The sequence below is a fragment of the Streptomyces sp. NBC_01214 genome (assembly GCF_026340975.1).
In the GTDB taxonomy this organism is placed as follows: Bacteria; Actinomycetota; Actinomycetes; order Streptomycetales; family Streptomycetaceae; genus Streptomyces.
This window is the reverse complement of sequence record NZ_JAPEOS010000001.1, coordinates 2,331,808-2,352,183: the sequence shown is the minus strand read 5'-3', so window position 1 is coordinate 2,352,183 and position 20,376 is coordinate 2,331,808. Positions and strand designations below refer to the sequence as shown.

Genomic DNA, 20,376 nt, shown 5'->3' with positions numbered 1-20,376 from the left:
CGACCGGGAGGAGAGCTTCCGCGGCATCTGCTGCGTGGCGGCGTCCCTGCGCGGCGCGGGCCGGGCCGTCCGGGCGTCGGCCGCTCGGCCCCGGGAACCGCGGCCGGGTCCCCGAACAGGAAATGGACAACATGATGGGCTGATTGCGGTTCAGCGGGTGGATGTAGCGGGTAGTCATATCCCACCGCAAGAAACGAAGACCCGGTCCCGACCCCTCGCCAGGGGGCCGGGCCCGCTTCGTTTACGGGTCCAGGACGGGTGGCCCCACCGGCTCCACCGTGCCGGAGCAGCGGGCCCGTTCGGCGGCCAGGACCGTCAGGTGGCTGGTGAGCGACTCCCGCGGGCCGGACCTGACCAGGCCGGGGTCACCGGTGGCGATGGCGGCGACGAAGGCGTCCATGAGGCCGGCGTCGCCGCCGCCGTGGCCGCCCGCGGCGTCCATCGGCCCGCCCGCGCCGATGGCCACCTGCTCCTCGGTGCGGGTCAGGAAGTCGTAGACCGTGATGGTGCGGCCGTCGCCCCGCAGTTCGCCGCGGGTTCCGAAGATCCGGGTGTGGCGGTCCGCCTGCTCGGTGAAGGCGGTCATGGTGAAGGTGGCCGTCGCCCCCGAGTCGAACTCCATGGCCACCACCTGGTGGTCGACGACGTCGTTGTCGCAGGCGTACACGCACCGCCCGTAGGGCCCCTCCCGCAGCGCGGTCTCCAGGGCCCGCGGGGTGAACTCGTCGATCAGCACGCTCAGCGGCCAGCGGTGGCGGCCGTCGGCCAGCCTGTCGCCGTACTCGCGTGCCGCGGAGTACGGACAGTCCGGCTCGACCGCGCAGTCCAGGCAGCGGTCCGCCGCACCCGGCGGCCTGTTCTCGGGCCGGAAGTGCGAGAGGCGGCCGAAGCTGGAGACCCGTACGGGAGGGCGCCCCAGCACGTACTGGAGCCAGTCCAGGTCGTGGCAGGACTTGGCCATCAGCATGGTCGTCGCCTCGTCGGCGCGCCGCCAGTTGCCCCGTACGAACGAGTGGGCCTGGTGCCAGAAGCCGACCGGCTCCAGGTGCTGGACGCTCACGATGTCGCCGATGCGGCCGGAGTCGACGACGTCCTTGAGGGTCCGCGTGTAGGGCGTGTAGCGCAGGACGTGCCCGACGGAGAGGATGACGCCGGCCCGCTCGACGGCGTCGACGATGCGCCGGCACTCGTCTTCCGTGAGGGCCATCGGCTTCTCCAGCATGATGTGGTAGCCAAGCGCGGCGAATGCGAGGACCGGCTCCAGGTGGTCGCGGTCCAGGGTGCAGACGAGCACCGCGTCCGCGATCCGGCCGAGGGCGGCCAGCTCCCGCCAGTCGCCGAGCACGTGGCGGGGGGCGATGCGGTGGGCGGCGGCGAGCCGCTCCCGCCGGGGCGCGCGCGGTTCGGCGACCGCGACCACCCGGGCCCGGTCCGGATGGGCCAGGGCCCATCCGGCGTGGCCACTCCCCCGGTCGCCCGCCCCGACGACGGCGAGCGTGATGGTGTCGGACATGGGCCCAGCCCCGCTTCCCGAACCGATTGCCGTGCGCAGCAAGCGCTTCCCCCGGAGAAGCTAGCCGCCCCGCGTCCTGCCGGACACCCCCCTTCACCCGTACGTGATCCGCACGGTGGGGCCGAGCGGGAGGGCTTGGCAGGCCGGGACCTAGCCCTCGGCCAGGTCCGTCTCGTCGAGGACCTCGTTACGGGTCATCTCCGCCTCGCCCTCGACGACCCGGCAGCAGCAGGCACTGCAGGCGCCCTCCCGGCAGGAGTGCGGGGCCAGCAGGCCCGCGGCGAGCAGCGCGTCGAGCAGCGGGGTGCCGGGGCGGTGTCCGCGAAGACGTCGACGCCCAGCGAGAAGTACCGCTCGCGGTAGATCGCGCGTGGCGCGGCCCCGGACCGTCACCCGCCCGCGCTGGGCGGGGCCGCGACGTTCAGCTGCCAGGAGACGCCGAAGCGGTCGTTCACCCAGCCGAACCGGTGGCTGAACCCGTACGAGCCCAGGGGCATCAGCTCGGTGCCCTGCTCGGCGAGGGCCCCGTAGAGGCGTTCGATCTCGGCTTCGTCCTCGCACTGGACGTACAGCGACACCGCGGGCGTGAAGCCGAACGCGTGCTGGGCCGGGCTGTCGATGCACATGAACTGCTGTCCGGCCAGGGAGAAGGTCGCATGGCGCACGGTTCCCTCGGGCCCGGCTCCGGGTCCGGTCTCGTCGGGGCCGTAGCGGCTGATGGCGACCACCTCCGCGTCGTCGAACAGCGAGAGGTAGAAGGTCATCGCCTCCTCCGCCCGCCCCTCGAACATCAGGAACGTGGTGATCTTCTGCGGGGTCGGCGTGACGGCCATCATCGGTTCGTGTCCCTTCGGCTCTTGTCCCGGACCAGGAACCTTAGCCCCCGACCCCGCCGCCCGGGCCGGACCGGAGCCGCTACCGCGCGCCGTACACCGGCAGCGGGGCCTGCGCCGCCGCGAGGAGTTCCAAGGCGGCCTCGCCCGCCTCCGCCGGGGTCCAGCGCGCGCCCCGGTCCGCCGTGGGTCCCGGCCGCCAGCCCTCCATCACCGTGATCCGGCCGCCCTCCGTCTCGAAGACCCGGCCCGTGACCCCCGCCGAAGCGTCCGCCCCCAGCCACACCACCAGCGGGGAGACGTTCTCCGGGGCCATGGCGTCGAAGCCGCCCGCCTCGGGGGCGGCCATGGTCTCGGCGAAGGTCCGCTCCGTCATCCGGGTCCGCGCCGCCGGGGCGATCGCGTTGACCTGGACCCCGTAGGGGCCCATCTCCTGCGCCGCGACCGCCGTGAGGGCGAGGATCCCCGCCTTGGCCGCGCTGTAGTTGCCCTGGCCGACCGAGCCCAGCAGTCCGGCCCCGGAGGAGGTGTTGACCACCCGGGCGACCACGGGCCGGCCCGCCTTCGCCTCCGCCCGCCACCACGCGGCCGCCGACCGCAGCGGCAGGAAGTGGCCCTTGAGGTGGACCCGCATGACCGCGTCCCAGTCGTCCTCGTCCAGGTTGACCAGCATCCGGTCCCGTAGGAAGCCCGCGTTGTTGACGAGGGTGTCCAGGCGCCCGAAGGTGTCCACTGCCGTCGCCACCAGCGAGGCCGCGCCCTTCGACGTGGCGATGTCCCCGCCGTGCGCGACCGCCTCGCCGCCCAGCGCCTCGATCTCGGCGACCACCCGGGCCGCCGGGCCGTCCGGCCCCGGCAACCCGTCGAGCCCGACCCCGAGGTCGTTGACGACGACCTTCGCCCCTTCCGCCGCGAAGGCCAGCGCATGGGCGCGCCCCAGCCCCCGCCCCGCGCCCGTCACGATCACGACCCGGCCTTCACACAGTCCCGCCATCTCAGTTCTCCTTGTTGACAGTTGCCGCATCCAAGAACGCCGGGCGCTCGCCGCCCCCGTGCACCAGCAGGCTCGCCCCGCTCACGTACGCCGCCCGGTCCGAGGCCAGGAACACCGCGGCCGCCCCCACGTCCGAGGGGTCCGCGAGGCGCCCCAGCGGGACGGTGGCGCCGACCGCGGCGATGCCGGTCTCGTCGCCGTAGTGCAGGTGGGCCAGTTCGGTCCGCACCATGCCGAGGACCAGGGAGTTGACCCGCACTTCGGGGGCCCATTCGACGGCCATGGACCGGGCCAGGTTCTCCAGCCCCGCCTTGGCGGCGCCGTACGCGGCCGTCCCCGGCGAGGGGCGGGTCCCGCTGACGCTGCCGATCATGACCACCGAGCCCCGCGCCTCCCGCAGCCAGGGGTACGCCGCGAGCGAGGCGGTCATCGGCGCGAGCAGGTTGAGCTCGACGACGCGCGTGTGACGCTGGGCCTCGCCCTCGCCCAGCAGCCGGTACGGGGTGCCGCCCGCGTTGTTGACCAGGCAGTCGAGTCGCCCGTACCGGCCCGCGACCGCTCCGAAGAACTCCTGGACGGCGGCGGGATCGCGCAGGTCGACCGGGGTGAAGGCGGCCGTCCGGCCGTCCGCCGCCACCGCCTCCTGCGGGGGCCGCCGGGCGCAGACGACCACGTCCGCGCCGGCCGCGAGGAACGACCGGGCGATCCCGGCGCCGACGCCCCGGGTTCCCCCGGTGACGACGACGACCCTCCCGTCGAGCTCCATAGGCTGCTACCTTCCTCACCTAACAAATGTTTGGTGGAAAGGTAGCTGATCCGCTCATGGGTGTCTCCACCTCAAGCCCCGACAAGGGCATCGCGCTCGTCACAGTCGACTTCCCACCCGTCAACGCGCTCCCGGTGCAGGGCTGGTACGACCTCGCCGACGCCCTGCGGGCGGCCGGCCGCGACCCCGAGGTCCGGTGCGTCGTCCTCGCCGCCGAGGGCCGCGGCTTCAACGCCGGCGTCGACATCAAGGAGATGCAGCGCGACACCGGGCACGCCGCGCTCATCGGCGCCAACCGCGGCTGTTACGAGGCCTTCGCCGCCGTGTACGAGTGCGAGGTGCCGGTCGTCGCGGCCGTGCACGGGTTCTGTCTGGGCGGCGGCATCGGGCTCGTCGGCAACGCCGACGCGATCGTCGCCTCCGAGGACGCCACCTTCGGACTGCCCGAGCTGGACCGGGGCGCGCTCGGCGCCGCCACCCACCTGGCGCGGCTGGTCCCGCAGCACCTGATGCGCGCGCTGTACTACACCTCGCGCACCGCGACCGCCGCCGAACTGCACGCCCACGGCTCGGTCTGGAAGGTGGTCCCGCGCCCGGAGCTGCGCGCCGCCGCCCTGGAACTGGCCGCCGAGATCGCGAAGAAGGACGGCCATCTGATCCGGCTCGCCAAGGCGGCCATCAACGGGATCGACCCGGTGGACGTGCGCCGCAGCTACCGCTTCGAGCAGGGCTTCACCTTCGAGGCCAACCTCAGCGGGGTGGCCGACCGGGTCCGCGACACCTTCGGGAAGGGAGAACGCGCATGACCGACAGGACGGACGGGGCAGACAAGGTACTGACCCCCGAGGAGGTGGTCGGGCAGCTGCGCAGCGGGATGACCATCGGCATCGGCGGCTGGGGGTCCCGGCGCAAGCCCATGGCCCTGGTGCGCGCACTGCTCCGGTCCGAGATCACCGATCTCACCGTGATCTCCTACGGGGGCCCCGACGTCGGCCTGCTGGCCGCCGCCGGCCGGATCCGCAGACTGGTCGCCCCCTTCGCCACCCTCGACTCCGTCCCGCTGGAGCCGCACTTCCGGGCCGCCCGCGAGCGCGCCGCCTTCACCCTCACCGAGCTCGACGAAGCCATGTTCATGTGGGGCCTGCACGCCGCCGCCAACCGGCTCCCCTTCCTCCCCGTCCGCGCGGGCCTCGGCTCCGACGTGATGCGGGTCAACCCGGAGCTGCGCACGGTCACCTCCCCCTACGACGACGGCGAGGAGCTCGTCGCCGTCCCCGCCCTGCGCATGGACGCCGCCCTGGTCCACCTCAACCGCGCCGACCGCCTCGGCAATGCCCAGTACCTGGGTCCGGACCCGTACTTCGACGACCTCTTCTGCGAGGCCGCCGACGCCGCCTACGTCTCCTGCGAGCAGCTCGTCGAGACCGCCGAGCTCGCCAAAGCCGGCCCCCCGCAGTCCCTCCTCGTCAGCCGGCACTCCGTGACCGGGGTCGTGGAGACCCCGAACGGCGCGCACTTCACCTCCTGCGTCCCCGACTACGTCCGCGACGAGCCCTTCCAGAAGCTCTACGCGACCACCCCCTGGCCCGAGTTCTCGGCCCGCTTCCTCTCCGGGGCGGGCGAGCACGACTACCAGTCCGCCGTACGGACCTGGCACGAGGAGCAGCAGCCGTGACCACCACGCCGACCACCGCGACCGTCACCCGCGCCGAACACTGCGTGATCGCCTGCGCCGAGGCCTGGCGCGACAACGGCGAGGTGCTCGCCAGCCCGATGGGCCTGATCCCCTCCTTCGGGGCCCGGCTCGCGAAGCGGACCTTCTCCCCCGACCTGTTGCTGACCGACGGCGAGGCGATGCTCGTCGGGCTCGACGGCACGGCCGAGGGCTGGCTCCCGTACCGGCGCCACCTGACCATGGTCACCGGCGGCCGGCGGCACGTGATGATGGGCGCCAGCCAGATCGACCGCTTCGGCAACCAGAACATCTCCTGCATCGGCGACTGGCAGCGGCCGACGCGCCAGCTCCTCGGGGTGCGCGGGGCGCCCGTCAACACGCTGAACAATCCGGTGAGCTACTGGATCCCCAAGCACTCCACCCGGGTCTTCGTCGAGCGCGTGGACATGGTCAGCGGCGTCGGCTACGACCGGGCGGAGGCGGCCGGGGTGACCCGCTTCCACCACCTCCCCCGGGTGGTCAGCGATCTCGGGGTCTTCGACTTCGGCGGCCCCGGCCACGCGATGCGGCTGGTCTCCGTGCACCCCGGGGTCACCGTCGGGGAGGTCCGGGCGGCCACCGGGTTCGAGCTGACCGTCGCCGAGGAGGTCCCGTACACGCGGGAGCCGACGCCCGACGAGCTGCGGCTGATCCGCGAGGTGATCGACCCCGAGGGGTTGCGCGAGCGCGAAGTGCGGGGCTGATCCGATGGAGACGGCATTCACCGAGCTGGTCGGCGTGGAGCACCCCGTCGTGCAGACGGGCATGGGCTGGGTGGCCGGCCCCCGTCTGGTGTCGGGCGCGGCCAACGCGGGGGCGCTGGGCATCCTGGCCTCGGCCACGATGACGCTGGACCAGCTGCGTTCGGCGGTCCGCGAGGTCAAGTCCCGCACCCCGGACGGGACCCCCTTCGGGGTCAACCTGCGGGCGGACGCCGGGGACGCGGCCGAGCGCGCCCAACTGATCATCGACGAGGGGGTGCGGGTCGCCTCGTTCGCACTGGCGCCCTCCAAGGAGCTGATCGCGCGGCTGGGGGACGCGGGCGTGATCGTCATCCCGTCGATCGGGGCCCGGCGGCACGCCGAGAAGGTGGCCGCGTGGGGCGCCGACGCGGTGATCGTGCAGGGTGGCGAGGGCGGCGGTCACACGGGGGACGTGGCCACGACGGTGCTGTTGCCGCAGGTCGTGGACGCCGTGGACATCCCGGTGATCGCGGCGGGCGGCTTCAGCGACGGGCGCGGCCTGGTCGCGGCGCTGTCGTACGGGGCCGCGGGCATCGCCATGGGCACCCGGTTCCTGCTGACCTCAGACTCGACCGTTCCGGACGCCGTGAAGGCCGCGTACCTGAAGGCCACGGTCAAGGACGTCACCGTCACCACGGCCGTCGACGGGCTGCCGCACCGCATGCTCCGTACGGAACTGGTCGATTCCCTGGAGCGGGCGGGCCGCACCCGGGCGCTGGTCCGGGCGGTCCGGCACGCGGCCGCCTTCCGGAAGCTGTCCGGGCTGAGCTGGCCGCAGATGGTCCGCGACGGCCTCGCGATGAAACACGGCAAGGACCTGTCCTGGAGCCAGGTCCTGCTCGCCGCGAACACCCCGATGCTCCTCAAGGCGTCCATGGTCGAGGGCCGTACGGACCTCGGCGTCATGGCATCGGGCCAGGTCGCGGGGGTGATCGACGACCTGCCGTCCTGTGCGGAGCTCGTCTCCCGCGTCATGGCCGAAGCACAACAGGCACTGGAATCACTCGAAGCACTGCACTCGCTCCGCACCCTGCCACCACCAGGGTGATCCCCCTTCTCCGTCACAGGAGTCGCCCCCATGAGCCGTGCCCGCATCCGCCTGGTGACCGCGGCGACCGCCGCCGCCCTCGCCATCGGGACCCTGCCCGCCGCCGCGTACGCGGCGGCGGCGCCCGGAGCCGGGGTCAGCGCCCGGCACCACCAGCAACAGCAGCAGGCCGAAACGATTCGCCAGATCCCCCTCCAGGGCGCCGTCAACCTCCGGGACATCGGCGGCTACCGCACCTGGACCGGCGGCCAGGTCCGCCAGGGGCTGGTCTACCGCTCCGACGCACTGAGCAAGCTGACCGACGCCGACGTCACCACCGTCTCCGGTCTCGGCCTCACGAAGGTCGTCGATTTCCGCATTCCGATGGAGCTCCAGTACGACGGCGCCGACCGGCTGCCCACCGGGCTCTCCCCCACCTCGCGCCCCGTCAGTGACCTCGGCCTCTACGGAACCCTCGTCGGGGCGATCGGCAGCGGCGATCCCGTCGTCCAGGAGCAGATGCTCGGCGGCGGCCGCGCCGAGGCCTACATGCGCGACATCTACCGCACCTTCGTGAGCAGCCCCGAGAACCGGGCGCAGTTCGCGGCGACCCTGCGGGAGATCGCCGACGGCCGGCAGGGCCCGGTCCTGTACCACTGCACGTCCGGCAAGGACCGGACCGGCTGGATGAGTTACGTCCTGCTGCGCGCCCTCGCCGTCCCCGAGGACACCGCGGAGCGCGACTACCTGGCGTCGAACACCTTCCGCGCCGCCTACGACGCCCGGGTGCGGGCGGGCCTCAAGCAGTCCGGCCGGATGCAGAACCCGGACCTGCTGATCCCGCTCCAGGAGGTCCGACAGGACTACCTGGACTCGGCGACGGCGCAGCTGGAGGCCGACTACGGGAGCTTCTACGGCTACCTGACCCAGGGCCTCGGCCTGGACCTGCGGACGCTGGCGAAGCTGCAGGCCAAGATGGTCCGGTAGCGGATACGGCTACGCCGGGCAGCGCGCGGTGCGCTGCCCGGCGTAGCCGTGCGTACGTGTGCCCTGGGGGTCAGACCGCCCGGCGGCGGCCCTGGCCTCCGGAGCCGACCCGGCTGCGTGCGGAAGCCGCGGCCGCGCCACCACCGGCGCCGCCCGTCCCGCGCCGGCTGCGCTCGCCGGAGCCACCGGCCGCAGCGCCGCCGCCCTGGCCGCCGCGCCGGGCCTGGCCCGAACCGGAGGCCGCCGGGGCCTGCCCGGAGGCGCCCCCGCCGGAACGACGGCTACGACCGCCGGCCGCCGGAGCGCCGCCCGTGGCGGCACCGGTGCGCGGCCCGCCGCCCGAGCGGCGGCGCGAGCCGGAGCCCGAACCGGAGCCGGAACGCGGCTTGGGCGCGGTCGGCTGCGGAACCTCCAGCACGACCGGGATGCCCGAGGGCTCCTTGGCGCCGGTCAGCCGGGCCAGTTCCTCGTCGGAGGACTTGATCTGCGCGGTGCGCGGGGAGATCCCGGCGTCCGACATCAGCCGGGTCATGTCCCGCTTCTGGTCGGGGAGGACCAGGGTGACGACGCTGCCGGACTCACCGGCACGGGCGGTACGGCCGCCGCGGTGCAGGTAGTCCTTGTGGTCGGTGGGCGGGTCCACGTTGACGACGAGGTCGAGGTCGTCGATGTGGATGCCGCGGGCCGCGACGTTGGTGGCGACCAGCGCGGTGACCTCGCCCGTCTTGAACCAGTCGAGGGTGCGGTTGCGCTGCGGCTGGGAGCGGCCGCCGTGCAGGCCGGAGGCGCGCACTCCGTCGGCGAGGAGCTTCTTGACCATGCGGTCGACCCCGCGCTTGGTGTCGACGAACATGATCACCCGGCCGTCGCGAGCGGCTATGCGCGTCGCCACGGCCTTCTTGTCGGTCTCGTCCATGACGTACAGGACGTGGTGCTCCATGGTGGTGACCGCACCGGCCGACGGGTCGACGGAGTGGCCGACCGGGTCGGTCAGGAACATCTTGACGAGCTTGTCGATGTTCTTGTCCAGCGTCGCCGAGAACAGCATCCGCTGGCCGCCCGGCTCGACCTGCTTGAGCAGCGCCGTGACCTGCGGCATGAAGCCCATGTCGGTCATCTGGTCGGCCTCGTCGAGGACGGTGATGGAGACCTGCGAGAGGTCGGCGTCACCGCGGTCGATGAGGTCCTTCAGGCGGCCGGGGGTGGCGACGAGCACCTCGGCACCGCGGCGCAGGGCGCCCGACTGCCGGTTGATCGACATGCCGCCGACGACGGTCGCGATGCGCAGGTTGACGGCCGTGGCGTACGGGGCCAGGGCGTCGGTGACCTGCTGCGCGAGCTCGCGGGTCGGTACGAGGACCAGCGCGAGCGGCGCCTTCGGCTGCGCGCGGCGGCCGGCGGTACGGGCCAGCAGCGCCAGGCCGAAGGCCAGCGTCTTGCCGGAGCCGGTGCGGCCGCGGCCGAGCAGGTCACGGCCGGCGAGGGAGTTCGGCAGCGTCGCGGCCTGGATCGGGAACGGCTCGGTGACGCCCTGGGCGGCGAGGGTCTTCAGCAGCGCCTCGGGCATGTCCATGTCCCCGAACGACTCGACCGGCGGCAGCGCCGGGGCGATCGGCTCGGGCATGGTGAATTCCTGGGGCCGGGCGACGGGCGCGGACTTCTGCCGTCCCGCGCCAGACTTCGGACGCCCCTGGGCCGCACCTCGACCCCGGGTGGGGCGGCGGCTGGGTCGTGCGGAGCTGGAGCTGGTCATGCGAGAAAGCCCTCCTGAAACCGGCAGGTAAAACAAAGGTCGAGACAGCAGACAAGCCGGGGCCCGCACCTCGCGGTGCGGACCCCGGCATGCTGAAGAACTTAGGCGGGGATGATGTTCTCCGCCTGGGGGCCCTTCTGGCCCTGCGTGACGTCGAAGGACACGCGCTGGCCCTCCTGGAGCTCACGGAAGCCCTGGGTGGCGATGTTCGAGTAGTGGGCGAAGACGTCCGGGCCGCCACCGTCCTGCTCGATGAAGCCGAAGCCCTTTTCCGAGTTGAACCACTTCACGGTGCCAAGTGCCATTTTAAATCTCCTGAATAGGCGGCAAAGGGCCCCATCCGGAGATTCCGGCAAAACAATAAAAGCGCCTGAGGAACATTCCCGTCAGGCGCACATAAAGTTCATGGGTACCACAACTGCAACGAGCTCTAAGCTAGCACACCTCGCTGCGGGGAGTCCCGGGCCGAGGAGTGTGACCTGCGCCCTCCACCCCGCCGACCTGCGGTGTACCGACCGGCCCGGTGGGCCGGCCAGCGAGCCGGAACCCCCGTCCCCCTTGGGTCGTGGCCGGTCCCGGGCCTTCCGGACGCCCGCCCCCGCCCACCGGCCCGGCTCCGCCCTCGGCGAAAAAGATTCATCCGCACGGGTCGGACCGGGCGGGCGGTACGCACGGGCCGGTACGGGGCGGAAGTACCTGGCGGCTGCCCGCCCCGGCTGGTTTGATCATGGGATGGCAGCGATCAAAGAGCCCTGGGGGCTCAGTGTGCTCGGCGCGGGCAGCGTGTCCGCCGAACCCCGTCTCGCCCACGTGGACCTGGCGGTCGACCTCATCGCCCCGACGCCGAAGGCGGCCTTCGCCGAGGCGGGCGCGGCGGTCACCCGGCTGCGGGAGGTCCTGCGCGAGCACGGCATACCGGACTCGGACGTGTCCGGGTCGCGGCTCCAGCTCACCTCGCAGTACAACGGCTACGGCGCGGACAAGACCTTCCTCGGCTACGGCTGCGTGGCCACGTACACCGTGCGGACGGAGGCGCTGGCCCAGTTGGAGCTCCTGATCGAGGACGCGGTCACGGCCGGTGCGAACCGGGTCGACTCCGTGCGGTTCGAGGTGGAGGACAAGCCCGCCATGCGGGACGAGGCCCGGTGTCGGGCGGTGGCGGCCGCCCGGCGCAAGGCCGAGGTGTACGCGCAGGCGTGCGGGGTGCGGCTGGGGCCGGTCATCCACATCGAGGACGTCGACCCGGAGTCGATGGGCGGCTACAGCCACGGCCGCCGCAGGGGCGGGGATCCGGAAGACGACGGCGCCCTCACCCCGGGCTCGGTACGCGTCGAGGCGGCCGTCCTCCTCGGCTTCGCCCTGCTCCCGGAGTGACCGCACCCCGGGCCGGGACCCGGGCGGGGACCGGCGCCGTGCCCGGGAGGCCTACAGCCGCTCGATGATCGTCACGTTGGCCTGGCCGCCGCCCTCGCACATGGTTTGGAGGCCGAAGCGGCCGCCGGTGCGTTCCAGTTCGTGCAGGAGGGTGGTCATCAGCTTCACCCCGGTCGCCCCCAGCGGGTGGCCGAGCGCGATCGCGCCGCCGTTGACGTTGACCCGCTCCGGGTCGGCCCCGGTCTCCTTCAGCCAGGCCAACACCACCGGGGCGAACGCCTCGTTGATCTCCACCAGGTCGATGTCGGCCAGCGACATGCTGGTCTTCTTCAGTGCGTACGCCGTGGCGGGGATCGGCGCGGACAGCATGCGGATGGGGTCCTCGCCCCGTACCGAGAGGTGGTGGATGCGGGCGCGCGGTCGCAGGCCGTGTTCCCGCACCGCCCGCTCGGAGGCGATCAACATGGCCGCCGCCCCGTCGGAGACCTGGGAGGAGACGGCCGCCGTGATGGTGCCGCCCTCGACCACCGGCTTCAGGGTGGCCATCTTCTCCAGGGTCGTGTCCCGGCGCGGGCCCTCGTCCACGCGCACCTCCCCGTACGCCACCGTCTCGCGCGCGAAGCGGCCCTCGTCGATGGCCCGGACCGCCCGCCGGTGGGAACGCAGGGCGAACTCCTCCATGTCCTGCCGGGTGATCCCCCACTTCTGCGCGATCAGCTGGGCGCCGTGGAACTGGTTCACGGGGGCGTCCCCGTACCGGGCCCGCCAGCCCGCCGAGCCCGCGTAGGGCCCCTCGGTGAGGCCGAGCGGCTCCGCCGCCTGCCGCGAGGCGAAGGCGATCGGGATCATCGACATGTTCTGGGTGCCGCCCGCGACCACCAGGTCCTGGGTGCCCGACAGGACGCCCTGCGCCGCGAAGTGCACGGCCTGCTGCGAGGACCCGCACTGGCGGTCGACGGTGACCCCGGGCACCTCCTCGGGCAGGCCGGCCGCCAGCCAGGCCGTCCGGGCAATGTCCCCGGCCTGCGGCCCCACCGTGTCGAGGCAGCCGAACACCACGTCCTCCACGGCGGCCGGGTCCACCCCGGACCGCTCGATCAGTGCCTTCAGGACGTGTGCGCCCAGGTCGGCCGGGTGGACGGCGGACAGGCCGCCGTTCCGCCGCCCCACGGGGGTGCGTACCGCATCGACGATGTAGGCCTCGGGCATCGGGTCTCCTCGGACGGTCGGGTCGGGTCAGGTGGGGCGCAGTGCGATCCCGTCCAGCACCATCGACAGGTACTGGCGGGCGATCTCCTCGGGGCTGTGCTGTCCGCCCGGCCGGTACCAGGAGGCCGCCACCCACACCGTGTCGCGCACGAAGCGGTAGGTGAGGCGGATGTCGAGGTCGGCGCGGAAGACCTTGGCCGCGACCCCGCGCTCCAGGGTCCCGAGCCAGGCCTTCTCGAACTTCTGCTGCGAGTCGGACAGGTAGTGGAAGCGGGGCTGTGCGGAGAGGGTGCGGGATTCCTTCTGGTAGATGGCGACGGCGGCGCGGTGCCGGTCGATCTCCCGGAAGGACTCGGTGACGAGGGCCTCGATGGTCTGCCTGGGGTCGAGACCTGCGGCGAGGACGGTGTCGTAGCCGTCCCACAGTTCGGTCAGGAAGGCCGAGAGGATCTCGTCGAGCATCGATTCCTTGGAATCGAAGTGGTAGTAGAGGCTGCCGGCGAGCATGCCGGCGGCGTCGGCGATCTTGCGGACGGTGGTGGCGTTGTAGCCCTGCGCGGCGAAGACCTCGGCGGCGGTGTCGAGGAGTTCGCGACGCCGCTCGGGGGAGGCCGTCACCTGCGGCTTCTTCTTGGTCGTCGGCACTGTCGGCTTGTTCGTTGGCACGCGTCCATTCTCGGCCAAGACACCCCCTAGGCGTGCTGGCTGCTGACGGACACCGTTTCGCCGGTCATGTACGACGAGTAGGCGCTGGCCAGGAAGACGATGACGTTGGCGACCTCCCAGGGTTCGGCGTACCGGCCGAAGGCCTCGCGGGCGGTGAGTTCGGCCAGGAGCTCCTCGCTGGTGACCTTCACCAGGTGCGGGTGCATGGCCAGGCTCGGGGCGACCGCGTTGACGCGTACGCCGAACTCCGCGGCCTCCAGGGCCGCGCAGCGGGTCAGGGCCATCACCCCGGCCTTGGCGGCGGCGTAGTGGGCCTGGCCGGTCTGGGCGCGCCAGCCGATGACGGAGGCGTTGTTGACGATCACTCCGCCGCCGCCCGAGGCCTTGAGTGCGCGCAGGGCGGCGCGGGTGCAGCGGAAGGTTCCGTTCAGGGTGACGTCGAGGACGCGGGACCACTGGGTGTCGGTCATGTCGACGAGGGCGGCGGTGCCGCCGAGGCCGGCGTTGTTGACGACGACGTCGAGGCGGCCGTGGGTGTGCTCGGCGAGGTCGAAGAGGGCCCGGACCTGGTCCTCGTCGGTGACGTCGCAGGGCAGGGAGGTGATGCGGTCCGCGCCGAACTCGGCGGCGAGCGCCTCCTCGGTCTCCTTCAGGCGGCGGGCGTGGGCGTCGCCGATGACGATGCGGGCGCCCTCCTCCAGGAGGCGGCGGGCGGTGGCGCCGCCGATCCCTGCCCCGGCGGCGGCGGTGACGACGGCGGTGCGGTCCTTCAACAGTCCGTGCCCGGCGACGTAGTCGGGGGTGGTCACGCCCGTACCTCCTTGGGAAGGCCGAGGATCCGCTCGGCGATGAGGGTGTGCTGGATCTCGTCCGAGCCCGCGTAGAGGGTGTCGGCGCGGGAGAAGAGGAAGAGCCGCTGCCAGTCGTCGAGTTCGTACGGGTCCCCGTGCGCGCCGTCGGCGAGGAGCGAGGGGGCGGCGCAGACGTCCATGGCGAGTTCGCCGAGGTCGCGGTGCCAGCGGGACCAGTACAGCTCGGCGGTGGAGGGCGCGGTGGCGGGGTTCAGGGCGGTGGCGCGCATGGTCTCCAGGCCGATCCAGGCCTGGACGAGGCGGTCGCGGATCAGTGGGTCGGCGAGGGCGCCGTTGGTGCGGGCGAGGGCGACGAGGGCTTCGAGCTCGCGGCGGAAGCCGACCTGCCGGCCGAGGGTGGAGACGCCGCGCTCGTAGCCGAGGGTGGCCATGGCGATGCGCCAGCCGTCGCCGGGGGCGCCGACGACGTGGGCGGCGTCGGTGCGGGCGCCGTCGAAGAAGACCTCGTTGAACTCGGAGGTGCCGGTGAGCTGCACGATCGGGCGGACCTCGACCCCGGGCTGGTCCATGGGGACCAGGAGGTAGGAGAGGCCGGCGTGGCGGCGCGAGCCGGGTTCGGTGCGGGCGAGGACGAAGCACCACTGGGCGGCGCGGGCGAGCGAGGTCCAGGTCTTCTGGCCGTCGACGGTCCACTGCCCGTCCCGGAGGGTGGCGCGGGTGCGGACGGCGGCGAGGTCGGAGCCGGCTCCGGGTTCGCTGTAGCCCTGGCACCACAGCTCCTCCACGGCCCGGATGGGCGGCAGGAAGCGGCGCTTCTGCGCCTCGGTGCCGTGGTCGATGAGGGTCGGTCCGAGGAGCTGTTCGCCGATGTGGCCCACGTGGGCGGGGGCGCCGGCGAGGGCGTACTCCTCGTGGAAGGCGATCTGCTCGGCGGCGGACGCGCCGCGGCCGCCGTGCTCAACGGGCCAGCCGAGGCAGGTCCAGCCGTGGGCCGCCGTGTGGCGCTCCCAGGCGAGGCGTTCCGCGAAGGCCTCGTGCTCCCGGCCGGGGCCGCCGCGGCCCTTGAGGTCGGCGAACTCGCCGGTGAGGTGGGCCCGTAGCCACCCCCGGACCTCGGTGCGGAACTCCTCGACGCTGCTCATGGCCGTACGTTAACCTACCAAACACTTGTTAGGGAAGCTTCGCTCGTGAAGGATGGACGCCGCATGCCCGACGACCGCAGGCCCGACGACGGCTCGCCCGACGACGGCTCGCCCGACGATCCCGACGACGCACCCGTGCTGTACGAGCGCCGCGGCCCGGTCGCGTACGTGACCATGAACCGCCCCCGCTACCGCAACGCGCAGAACAGCGCGATGACGTACGCGCTGGACGACGCCTTCTACCGGGCCGCCGAGGACCCCGAGGTGCGGGTGGTCGTCCTCGCCGGGGCCGGCGAGCACTTCTCCGCCGGCCACGACATCGGCACCCCCGGGCGCGACGCCCACCTGCCCTTCGAGCGGCGGGCCGGTCTGTGGTGGGACCACACCGGGCGGCCGGGCGCCGAGTCCCGCTTCGCGCGCGAGTCGGAGGTGTACCTGGGGATGTGCCGGCGCTGGCGGGAGCTGCCGAAGCCGGTGATCGCCTCGGTGCACGGGGCCTGCGTGGCGGGCGGGCTGATGCTGGCCTGGGTCTGCGACCTGATCGTGGCGAGCGAGGACGCCTTCTTCGCGGACCCGGTCGTACGGATGGGCATCCCCGGGGTCGAGTACTTCGCGCACCCGTGGGCGATGCCGCCGCGGATCGCGAAGGAGTTCCTCTACACCGGCGACCGGATGCCCGCCCGGCGCGCGTACGAGGTCGGCATGGTCAACCGGGTCGTGGAAGCGGCTGAGCTGGGCGCCGAGACCGAGCGGCTGGCGCTGCGGATCGCCGGGATGCCCGCCTTCGGACTGGCGCTGACCAAGCGGGCCGTCAACCAGGCCGAGGACCTCCAGGGCCTGCACACCGGCATGGACTCGGTGTTCGGCCTGCACCACCTCGCCCACGCGCACAACGCGGAGACGGCGGCGGACTCGCTCGGCGGCGTGAACATGGCCGCCCTGAAGGAGGCGAACACCTGATGGAACTCGCGCACACGGCGGACGTGGAGTCCTTCCGGGCCGAGGCCCGCACCTGGCTCCGCGCCCACGTCCCGGCCCGGCCCCTGCCCTCCCTGGAGACGGCAGAGGGCTTCGCGGCGCACCGGGAGTGGGAGGCGGTGCTGCACGCGGACCGCTGGTCGGTGGTCTCGTGGCCCGAGGAGTACGGGGGCCGGGGCGTGGACATCGTCAAGTGGCTGGTCTTCGAGGAGGAGTACTGGGCCGCGGGCGCTCCCGGCCGGGTCTCGCAGAACGGCATCAACCTCCTCGCCCCCACCCTCTTCGACCACGCGGACGCGCAGCAGCGGGCGCGGGTGCTGCCGTCGATGGCGAGCGGCGAGGTGATCTGGGCGCAGGCCTGGTCGGAGCCCGAGTCGGGGTCCGACCTGGCGTCGCTGACGTCGCGGGCGGTCCGCGCGGAGGGCGGCTGGCTGCTGACGGGGCAGAAGACCTGGTCCTCGCGGGCGGCCTTCGCAGACCGCGCCTTCGGGATCTTCCGCACCGACCCGGACGCCCCCAAACCCCACCAGGGGCTGACGTACCTGATGTTCGACCTGCGGGCGCCGGGGGTGACGGTGCGGCCCATCGGCCGGCTCGACGGGAAGCCCGCCTTCGCGGAGCTCTTCCTGGACCAGGTGTTCGTACCGGACGAGGACGTGATCGGGGAGCCGGGGCAGGGCTGGCGGATCGCCATGTCGACGACCGGCAACGAGCGCGGGCTGACCCTGCGCTCCCCGGGCCGTTTCCTGGCCGCGGCCAACCGGCTGGTCGGGCTGTGGCGCGGGCACGGGGATCCGTCCGACACCGCGCTGCGCGACCGGGTGGCGGACGCGGTGGTGGGGGCGCGCGCGTACGAGCTGTTCACCTGGGCGAACGCCTCCCGCTTCGCGGCGGGCGCCGCGATCGGCGCCGAGTCCAGCCTGAACAAGGTGTTCTGGTCGCAGTACGACATCGCCCTGCACGAGACGGCGCTGGACCTGCTGGGCGCGGACGCGGAGCTCGCGGAGGGCGAGTGGGCCGAGCCGTGGGTCTTCTCGCTGGCCGGGCCGATCTACGCAGGGACGAACGAGATCCAGCGCGACATCATCGCCGAGCGGCTGCTCGGCCTGCCGAAGGGCCGCCGCTGATGCGCTTCCTGCTGACCGACGAGCAGTCGGACTTCGCCCGTACGCTGCGCTCCCTGCTGGGCTCGGCACGGGTCCCGGCGGCGGTACGGGCCTGGGCGGACGGCGACGCCGCCCCCGGGCGGGCCCTGTGGTCCCGGCTCGCGGGGACGGGCCTGTTCGCGCTGGCCGTCCCGGAGGCGTACGAGGGGGCGGGCCTGCTCCCGCTGGAGCTGTCGCTCGGCTTCGTGGAGCTGGGCCGGGCCGGGGTGCCGGGGCCGGTGGTGGAGAGCGCCGCGGTGTCGGTGCTGCTGGCGGAACTGGCGGACGAGGCGCTCGCCAAGCGGTTCCTGCCGGGGCTGGCGCAGGGCGAGGCCTCGGCCACGCTGACCCTGCCGGACGGGAGCCCGTACGCGCTGGACGCGGACGCGGCGACGTACTGCTTCACGGTGTCGCGGGCGGGCGAACTGCGATTGCGGGGCGGTCCGCACGAACCGGTCCGGTCGACGGACCCCGCGCGCCGGTTGTCCCTCCCGCCGGCCGGCGGGGATGACGGGGGCGAACTGCTGGCGGCGGGCCCGGCGGTGGCCCGGGCGGCCGAGGCGGCCGGCCGCTGGGCCCGGCTGCTGACGGCCGCCCAGTGCCTGGGCGTCGGCGAGGCGCTGCTGGCCAGGACGGTGGAGTACGCGAAGCAGCGCACGCAGTTCGGGACGCCGATCGGCGGCTTCCAGGCGGTGAAGCACCGGCTGGCGGACACCCTGCTCGACCTGGAGTTCGCCCGCCCGCTGGTGTGGGCGGCGGCGCTGTCGCCGGGCCCGGGCGAGGTGGCGGCGGCGAAACTGGCGGCCGGCGAGGCGTCCTACCGGGCGGCCATGACGGCGCTCCAGCTCCACGGTGCGGTGGGCTACACCGAGGAGTTGGACCTGTCCCTGTGGCTGCGCAAGGCCCGACCGCTGCGGGACGCCTGGGGAACGCCGTCGGCCTGCCGGGCCGAGGTCCTGCGGTCCCTCACACCACCGCGACGCTGAGGTTCACGACGTACTGCTCCTCGACGGTGCCGTCCGGGAAGAGCGGGGCCAGCAGTTCCCGCTCCTGCGCGAAGTACGCGCGGGTGCGTTCCTCGCCGAGGACCAGGAAGGCGGAGTGGCTGGCTAGGTTGGCGAGGTGGTCGTCCAGCGTGATGCGCCGGGTCCACGTCACCGACCGGCCGGTGAACTCGCCGAGCCCTTCGGGCAGGGTGCGGTGGGTCTCCCCCTTGGCCTCGAAGAAGACCCGGAGCCGCTCCTCCTGTTCGGCGATCCACGGGACGGTGGCGTCCGCGTCGTTCCACCAGATCGCGAGCGCGCCGCCGGGCCGCAGCACCCGGCGGGCCTCGGGCACGGAGCGGGCCGGGTCGGTCCAGTGCCAGGCCTGGGCGTAGGTGATCAGGTCGAGGGAGCCGGTGGCCAGCGGCAGCCGGTCCCCGTCGCCGCGCACGATCGGGATCCCGGGGTACGTGCGGCGGAACTCGGCGGCCATTCCGTCCCCGGGCTCCACGGCGAGGACCTCGGCCCCGCGCTCGTGCAGGAGCGCGGTGGCGATTCCGGTCCCGGCTCCTACGTCGGCCACCCGGGCCCCGGCGAGCGGCCGCCCGGTGAGGGACTCGACGGCGTCGAAGAGGGCCGGGGGGTAGCTGGGGCGGTGGGCCGCGTACGAAGCGGCCGCTGCGTCGAAGGAACGGGCACGTGTGGTCATGCGTCCATTGTTTTCGATCACACAATCGGTAACAAGATCGGAGTACTTGCACCATGCGAAGGACGACGGCCGCAGTGACCGCGTGCGCAGCGGCGGCGGCACTGCTCACCGGCTGCGGGAGCGCGGATCCGAAGCCGAAGCCGGCCGGGGAGAGCGCGCGGCCGGCGGCGCCACCCACGAGGTGACGCTGGAGGTCGGCGGCACCGGAGAGACGGCCGTCATGTACAGCGGCATCGGCAGCGGCTTCGAGCAGCAGACCCTGCCGTGGTCGAAGAGCGGCACCGCGGAACTCACCGCCGCGGAACAGAAGGTGGGCTACCTCGTGAACGTGGTCCCGGGCACGATCACGGGCGCCGACGGCAAGCTGCAACAGGCCCCGTGCGCCATCAAGGTCGACGGGAAGAAGGTCGCGGAGAGCGACGGCGTCACGACCGTGAAGGGCTGCTCCTACACGATCGAGTAGGCACCTCCCGTCGCCTTCAGGATCGGGGGCGCAGGGACAGTCGTCCGACGAGGGCGGTCTGGAGGAGGAGCAGGGCCCCGGTGGCGGCCGCCGGCCAGAGCGGGCGGTCCGGGCGGCCGCCCACGGTCCAGGCCGGGCCGTCGGGGTCCACCGTCACGGTGAGCCGGGCGCCGACCGGGAGGTCCTCCTCCACCGGGCCGTGCAGGTCCCGGCCGGCCTCCGTGCGCAGCCGCAGCGACGGGGTGGAGGTCGAGCCGTCCTGCGCCGCGGTCCGCTCGAGGACGACCGCCCGTTCCTCCCGGCCGCGGTCGTGGAGGGTGTGCCGGTCCCAGGTGGTCCCGCCGGCCACCGCGATGCCGACGGCGAGGAGCGCGACGCTGGTACGGGCGACGAACTCCGCGCCGGTGCCGTGCGGTACGGCCGCGCCGACGACGAAGACGGCCAGCAGGACCGGGATCCAGGCTTCCCCGGGTCCCCTGAGCAGCCAGATCGCACCGGACTCCACCGCCAGGAGGAGGCCGACGCGCAAGGCCGCGCCGGGCACTCTCCGTATCAGTTCAGTCAT

At 73.2% G+C, this 20,376-nt stretch carries 23 protein-coding genes; 10 read left to right on the top strand and 13 right to left on the bottom strand.

The window, feature by feature from the left end; all coding sequences use genetic code 11:
- Nucleotides 1–241 precede the first annotated feature (241 nt).
- The 5 genes from OG594_RS11315 to OG594_RS11295 all read right to left on the bottom strand — a co-directional run bounded on the left by OG594_RS11315 (nt 242) and on the right by OG594_RS11295 (nt 4,106).
- Nucleotides 242–1,513 carry a Gfo/Idh/MocA family protein gene (locus OG594_RS11315; RefSeq protein WP_266597772.1) on the bottom strand — a complete coding sequence of 424 codons (1,272 nt, stop codon included), beginning with the start codon at nt 1,511–1,513 and terminating at the stop codon, nt 242–244.
- Nucleotides 1,514–1,663: 150 nt separating this feature from the next.
- Nucleotides 1,664–1,906 carry a 2Fe-2S iron-sulfur cluster-binding protein gene (locus OG594_RS11310; protein ID WP_266597770.1) on the bottom strand — a complete coding sequence of 81 codons (243 nt, stop codon included), beginning with the start codon at nt 1,904–1,906 and terminating at the stop codon, nt 1,664–1,666.
- Nucleotides 1,903–2,349, bottom strand: coding sequence for a VOC family protein (locus tag OG594_RS11305; RefSeq protein ID WP_266597768.1), 447 nt, complete (start codon nt 2,347–2,349; stop codon nt 1,903–1,905). Before OG594_RS11305 ends, OG594_RS11310 begins: the two co-directional genes overlap by 4 nt.
- A gap of 79 nt (nt 2,350–2,428) precedes the next feature.
- The gene (locus OG594_RS11300) at nt 2,429–3,340 is read right to left on the bottom strand and encodes an SDR family oxidoreductase (protein ID WP_266597762.1); all 912 of its coding nucleotides are present in this window, start codon (nt 3,338–3,340) and stop codon (nt 2,429–2,431) included.
- Between the two features lies 1 nt (nt 3,341).
- Nucleotides 3,342–4,106 (bottom strand): SDR family oxidoreductase, encoded by a 765-nt coding sequence (locus OG594_RS11295; RefSeq protein ID WP_266597760.1) that lies wholly within the window; start codon nt 4,104–4,106, stop codon nt 3,342–3,344.
- A 56-nt stretch (nt 4,107–4,162) separates the two neighbouring features.
- On the opposite strand from OG594_RS11295, the gene OG594_RS11290 reads away from it, so the two are divergent.
- From OG594_RS11290 to OG594_RS11270, 5 genes are read left to right on the top strand one after another with little or no spacing between them, the layout of a single operon-like run.
- A complete protein-coding gene (locus tag OG594_RS11290; RefSeq protein ID WP_266597758.1) occupies nt 4,163–4,912 on the top strand; it encodes an enoyl-CoA hydratase family protein in 750 nt (249 codons plus the stop codon).
- Nucleotides 4,909–5,781 (top strand): CoA transferase subunit A, encoded by an 873-nt coding sequence (locus OG594_RS11285; protein ID WP_266597756.1) that lies wholly within the window; start codon nt 4,909–4,911, stop codon nt 5,779–5,781. The genes OG594_RS11290 and OG594_RS11285 overlap by 4 nt, the downstream gene beginning before the upstream one ends.
- A complete protein-coding gene (locus tag OG594_RS11280; protein WP_266597754.1) occupies nt 5,778–6,524 on the top strand; it encodes a CoA-transferase subunit beta in 747 nt (248 codons plus the stop codon). The genes OG594_RS11285 and OG594_RS11280 overlap by 4 nt, the downstream gene beginning before the upstream one ends.
- A gap of 4 nt (nt 6,525–6,528) precedes the next feature.
- Nucleotides 6,529–7,611 carry a nitronate monooxygenase family protein gene (locus OG594_RS11275; protein ID WP_266597752.1) on the top strand — a complete coding sequence of 361 codons (1,083 nt, stop codon included), beginning with the start codon at nt 6,529–6,531 and terminating at the stop codon, nt 7,609–7,611.
- A 30-nt stretch (nt 7,612–7,641) separates the two neighbouring features.
- Nucleotides 7,642–8,577 carry a tyrosine-protein phosphatase gene (locus OG594_RS11270; RefSeq protein WP_266597750.1) on the top strand — a complete coding sequence of 312 codons (936 nt, stop codon included), beginning with the start codon at nt 7,642–7,644 and terminating at the stop codon, nt 8,575–8,577.
- A gap of 70 nt (nt 8,578–8,647) precedes the next feature.
- On the opposite strand, the gene OG594_RS11265 is transcribed toward OG594_RS11270, so the two are convergent.
- A complete protein-coding gene (locus OG594_RS11265; RefSeq protein WP_266597748.1) occupies nt 8,648–10,330 on the bottom strand; it encodes a DEAD/DEAH box helicase in 1,683 nt (560 codons plus the stop codon).
- A gap of 101 nt (nt 10,331–10,431) precedes the next feature.
- Nucleotides 10,432–10,635 (bottom strand): cold-shock protein, encoded by a 204-nt coding sequence (locus tag OG594_RS11260; protein ID WP_030010141.1) that lies wholly within the window; start codon nt 10,633–10,635, stop codon nt 10,432–10,434.
- A 427-nt stretch (nt 10,636–11,062) separates the two neighbouring features.
- Between OG594_RS11260 and OG594_RS11255 the strand changes: the two genes are divergently transcribed.
- Entirely contained in the window at nt 11,063–11,704 is a 642-nt protein-coding gene (locus tag OG594_RS11255) for an SIMPL domain-containing protein (RefSeq protein ID WP_266597745.1), read from the top strand.
- Nucleotides 11,705–11,755: 51 nt separating this feature from the next.
- Here OG594_RS11255 and OG594_RS11250 read toward each other — a convergent pair whose 3' ends face one another.
- From OG594_RS11250 to OG594_RS11235, 4 genes are read right to left on the bottom strand one after another with little or no spacing between them, the layout of a single operon-like run.
- Entirely contained in the window at nt 11,756–12,913 is a 1,158-nt protein-coding gene (locus tag OG594_RS11250) for an acetyl-CoA C-acetyltransferase (protein WP_266597740.1), read from the bottom strand.
- A 27-nt stretch (nt 12,914–12,940) separates the two neighbouring features.
- Nucleotides 12,941–13,558, bottom strand: coding sequence for a TetR/AcrR family transcriptional regulator (locus tag OG594_RS11245; RefSeq protein WP_266602807.1), 618 nt, complete (start codon nt 13,556–13,558; stop codon nt 12,941–12,943).
- A 47-nt stretch (nt 13,559–13,605) separates the two neighbouring features.
- A complete protein-coding gene (locus tag OG594_RS11240) occupies nt 13,606–14,388 on the bottom strand; it encodes an SDR family oxidoreductase (RefSeq protein WP_266597738.1) in 783 nt (260 codons plus the stop codon).
- A complete protein-coding gene (locus OG594_RS11235; protein ID WP_266597736.1) occupies nt 14,385–15,533 on the bottom strand; it encodes an acyl-CoA dehydrogenase family protein in 1,149 nt (382 codons plus the stop codon). Before OG594_RS11235 ends, OG594_RS11240 begins: the two co-directional genes overlap by 4 nt.
- A 63-nt stretch (nt 15,534–15,596) precedes the next feature.
- On the opposite strand from OG594_RS11235, the gene OG594_RS11230 reads away from it, so the two are divergent.
- Genes OG594_RS11230 through OG594_RS11220 form a run of 3 tightly spaced genes read left to right on the top strand, consistent with a single transcriptional unit; the run spans nt 15,597 to nt 18,642 of the window.
- Nucleotides 15,597–16,493: an enoyl-CoA hydratase gene (locus OG594_RS11230; RefSeq protein ID WP_266597734.1), complete on the top strand. Its 897-nt coding sequence runs from the start codon at nt 15,597–15,599 to the stop codon at nt 16,491–16,493.
- Nucleotides 16,493–17,638: an acyl-CoA dehydrogenase family protein gene (locus OG594_RS11225; RefSeq protein WP_266597732.1), complete on the top strand. Its 1,146-nt coding sequence runs from the start codon at nt 16,493–16,495 to the stop codon at nt 17,636–17,638. Before OG594_RS11230 ends, OG594_RS11225 begins: the two co-directional genes overlap by 1 nt.
- Complete coding sequence (locus tag OG594_RS11220) at nt 17,638–18,642, top strand: acyl-CoA dehydrogenase family protein (RefSeq protein ID WP_266597730.1); 1,005 nt, start codon at nt 17,638–17,640, stop codon at nt 18,640–18,642. Before OG594_RS11225 ends, OG594_RS11220 begins: the two co-directional genes overlap by 1 nt.
- Here the strand turns inward: OG594_RS11220 and OG594_RS11215 are convergent.
- A complete protein-coding gene (locus OG594_RS11215) occupies nt 18,623–19,348 on the bottom strand; it encodes a class I SAM-dependent methyltransferase (RefSeq protein ID WP_266597728.1) in 726 nt (241 codons plus the stop codon). The two genes, OG594_RS11220 and OG594_RS11215, sit on opposite strands and share 20 nt — an antisense overlap.
- 46 nt (nt 19,349–19,394) lie before the next feature.
- Between OG594_RS11215 and OG594_RS11210 the strand changes: the two genes are divergently transcribed.
- Nucleotides 19,395–19,811 carry a hypothetical protein gene (locus tag OG594_RS11210; RefSeq protein ID WP_266597726.1) on the top strand — a complete coding sequence of 139 codons (417 nt, stop codon included), beginning with the start codon at nt 19,395–19,397 and terminating at the stop codon, nt 19,809–19,811.
- Between the two features lie 16 nt (nt 19,812–19,827).
- Here the strand turns inward: OG594_RS11210 and OG594_RS11205 are convergent, their stop codons facing one another.
- The gene (locus OG594_RS11205) at nt 19,828–20,376 is read right to left on the bottom strand and encodes a hypothetical protein (protein WP_266597724.1); all 549 of its coding nucleotides are present in this window, start codon (nt 20,374–20,376) and stop codon (nt 19,828–19,830) included.

Excerpts from the sequence above, each read along its gene's own strand:
- OG594_RS11315 (WP_266597772.1), bottom strand. The coding sequence starts at position 1,513 with ATGTCCGACACCATCACGCTCGCCGTCGTCGGGGCGGGCGACCGGGGG.
- OG594_RS11305 (WP_266597768.1), bottom strand. The coding sequence starts at position 2,349 with ATGATGGCCGTCACGCCGACCCCGCAGAAGATCACCACGTTCCTGATG.
- OG594_RS11300 (WP_266597762.1), bottom strand. The coding sequence starts at position 3,340 with ATGGCGGGACTGTGTGAAGGCCGGGTCGTGATCGTGACGGGCGCGGGG.
- OG594_RS11295 (WP_266597760.1), bottom strand. The coding sequence starts at position 4,106 with ATGGAGCTCGACGGGAGGGTCGTCGTCGTCACCGGGGGAACCCGGGGC.
- OG594_RS11290 (WP_266597758.1), top strand. The coding sequence starts at position 4,163 with ATGGGTGTCTCCACCTCAAGCCCCGACAAGGGCATCGCGCTCGTCACA.
- OG594_RS11285 (WP_266597756.1), top strand. The coding sequence starts at position 4,909 with ATGACCGACAGGACGGACGGGGCAGACAAGGTACTGACCCCCGAGGAG.
- OG594_RS11275 (WP_266597752.1), top strand. The coding sequence starts at position 6,529 with ATGGAGACGGCATTCACCGAGCTGGTCGGCGTGGAGCACCCCGTCGTG.
- OG594_RS11270 (WP_266597750.1), top strand. The coding sequence starts at position 7,642 with ATGAGCCGTGCCCGCATCCGCCTGGTGACCGCGGCGACCGCCGCCGCC.
- OG594_RS11265 (WP_266597748.1), bottom strand. The coding sequence starts at position 10,330 with ATGACCAGCTCCAGCTCCGCACGACCCAGCCGCCGCCCCACCCGGGGT.
- OG594_RS11260 (WP_030010141.1), bottom strand. The coding sequence starts at position 10,635 with ATGGCACTTGGCACCGTGAAGTGGTTCAACTCGGAAAAGGGCTTCGGC.
- OG594_RS11255 (WP_266597745.1), top strand. The coding sequence starts at position 11,063 with ATGGCAGCGATCAAAGAGCCCTGGGGGCTCAGTGTGCTCGGCGCGGGC.
- OG594_RS11250 (WP_266597740.1), bottom strand. The coding sequence starts at position 12,913 with ATGCCCGAGGCCTACATCGTCGATGCGGTACGCACCCCCGTGGGGCGG.
- OG594_RS11235 (WP_266597736.1), bottom strand. The coding sequence starts at position 15,533 with ATGAGCAGCGTCGAGGAGTTCCGCACCGAGGTCCGGGGGTGGCTACGG.
- OG594_RS11230 (WP_266597734.1), top strand. The coding sequence starts at position 15,597 with ATGCCCGACGACCGCAGGCCCGACGACGGCTCGCCCGACGACGGCTCG.
- OG594_RS11225 (WP_266597732.1), top strand. The coding sequence starts at position 16,493 with ATGGAACTCGCGCACACGGCGGACGTGGAGTCCTTCCGGGCCGAGGCC.
- OG594_RS11220 (WP_266597730.1), top strand. The coding sequence starts at position 17,638 with ATGCGCTTCCTGCTGACCGACGAGCAGTCGGACTTCGCCCGTACGCTG.
- OG594_RS11215 (WP_266597728.1), bottom strand. The coding sequence starts at position 19,348 with ATGACCACACGTGCCCGTTCCTTCGACGCAGCGGCCGCTTCGTACGCG.
- OG594_RS11205 (WP_266597724.1), bottom strand. The coding sequence starts at position 20,376 with ATGACTGAACTGATACGGAGAGTGCCCGGCGCGGCCTTGCGCGTCGGC.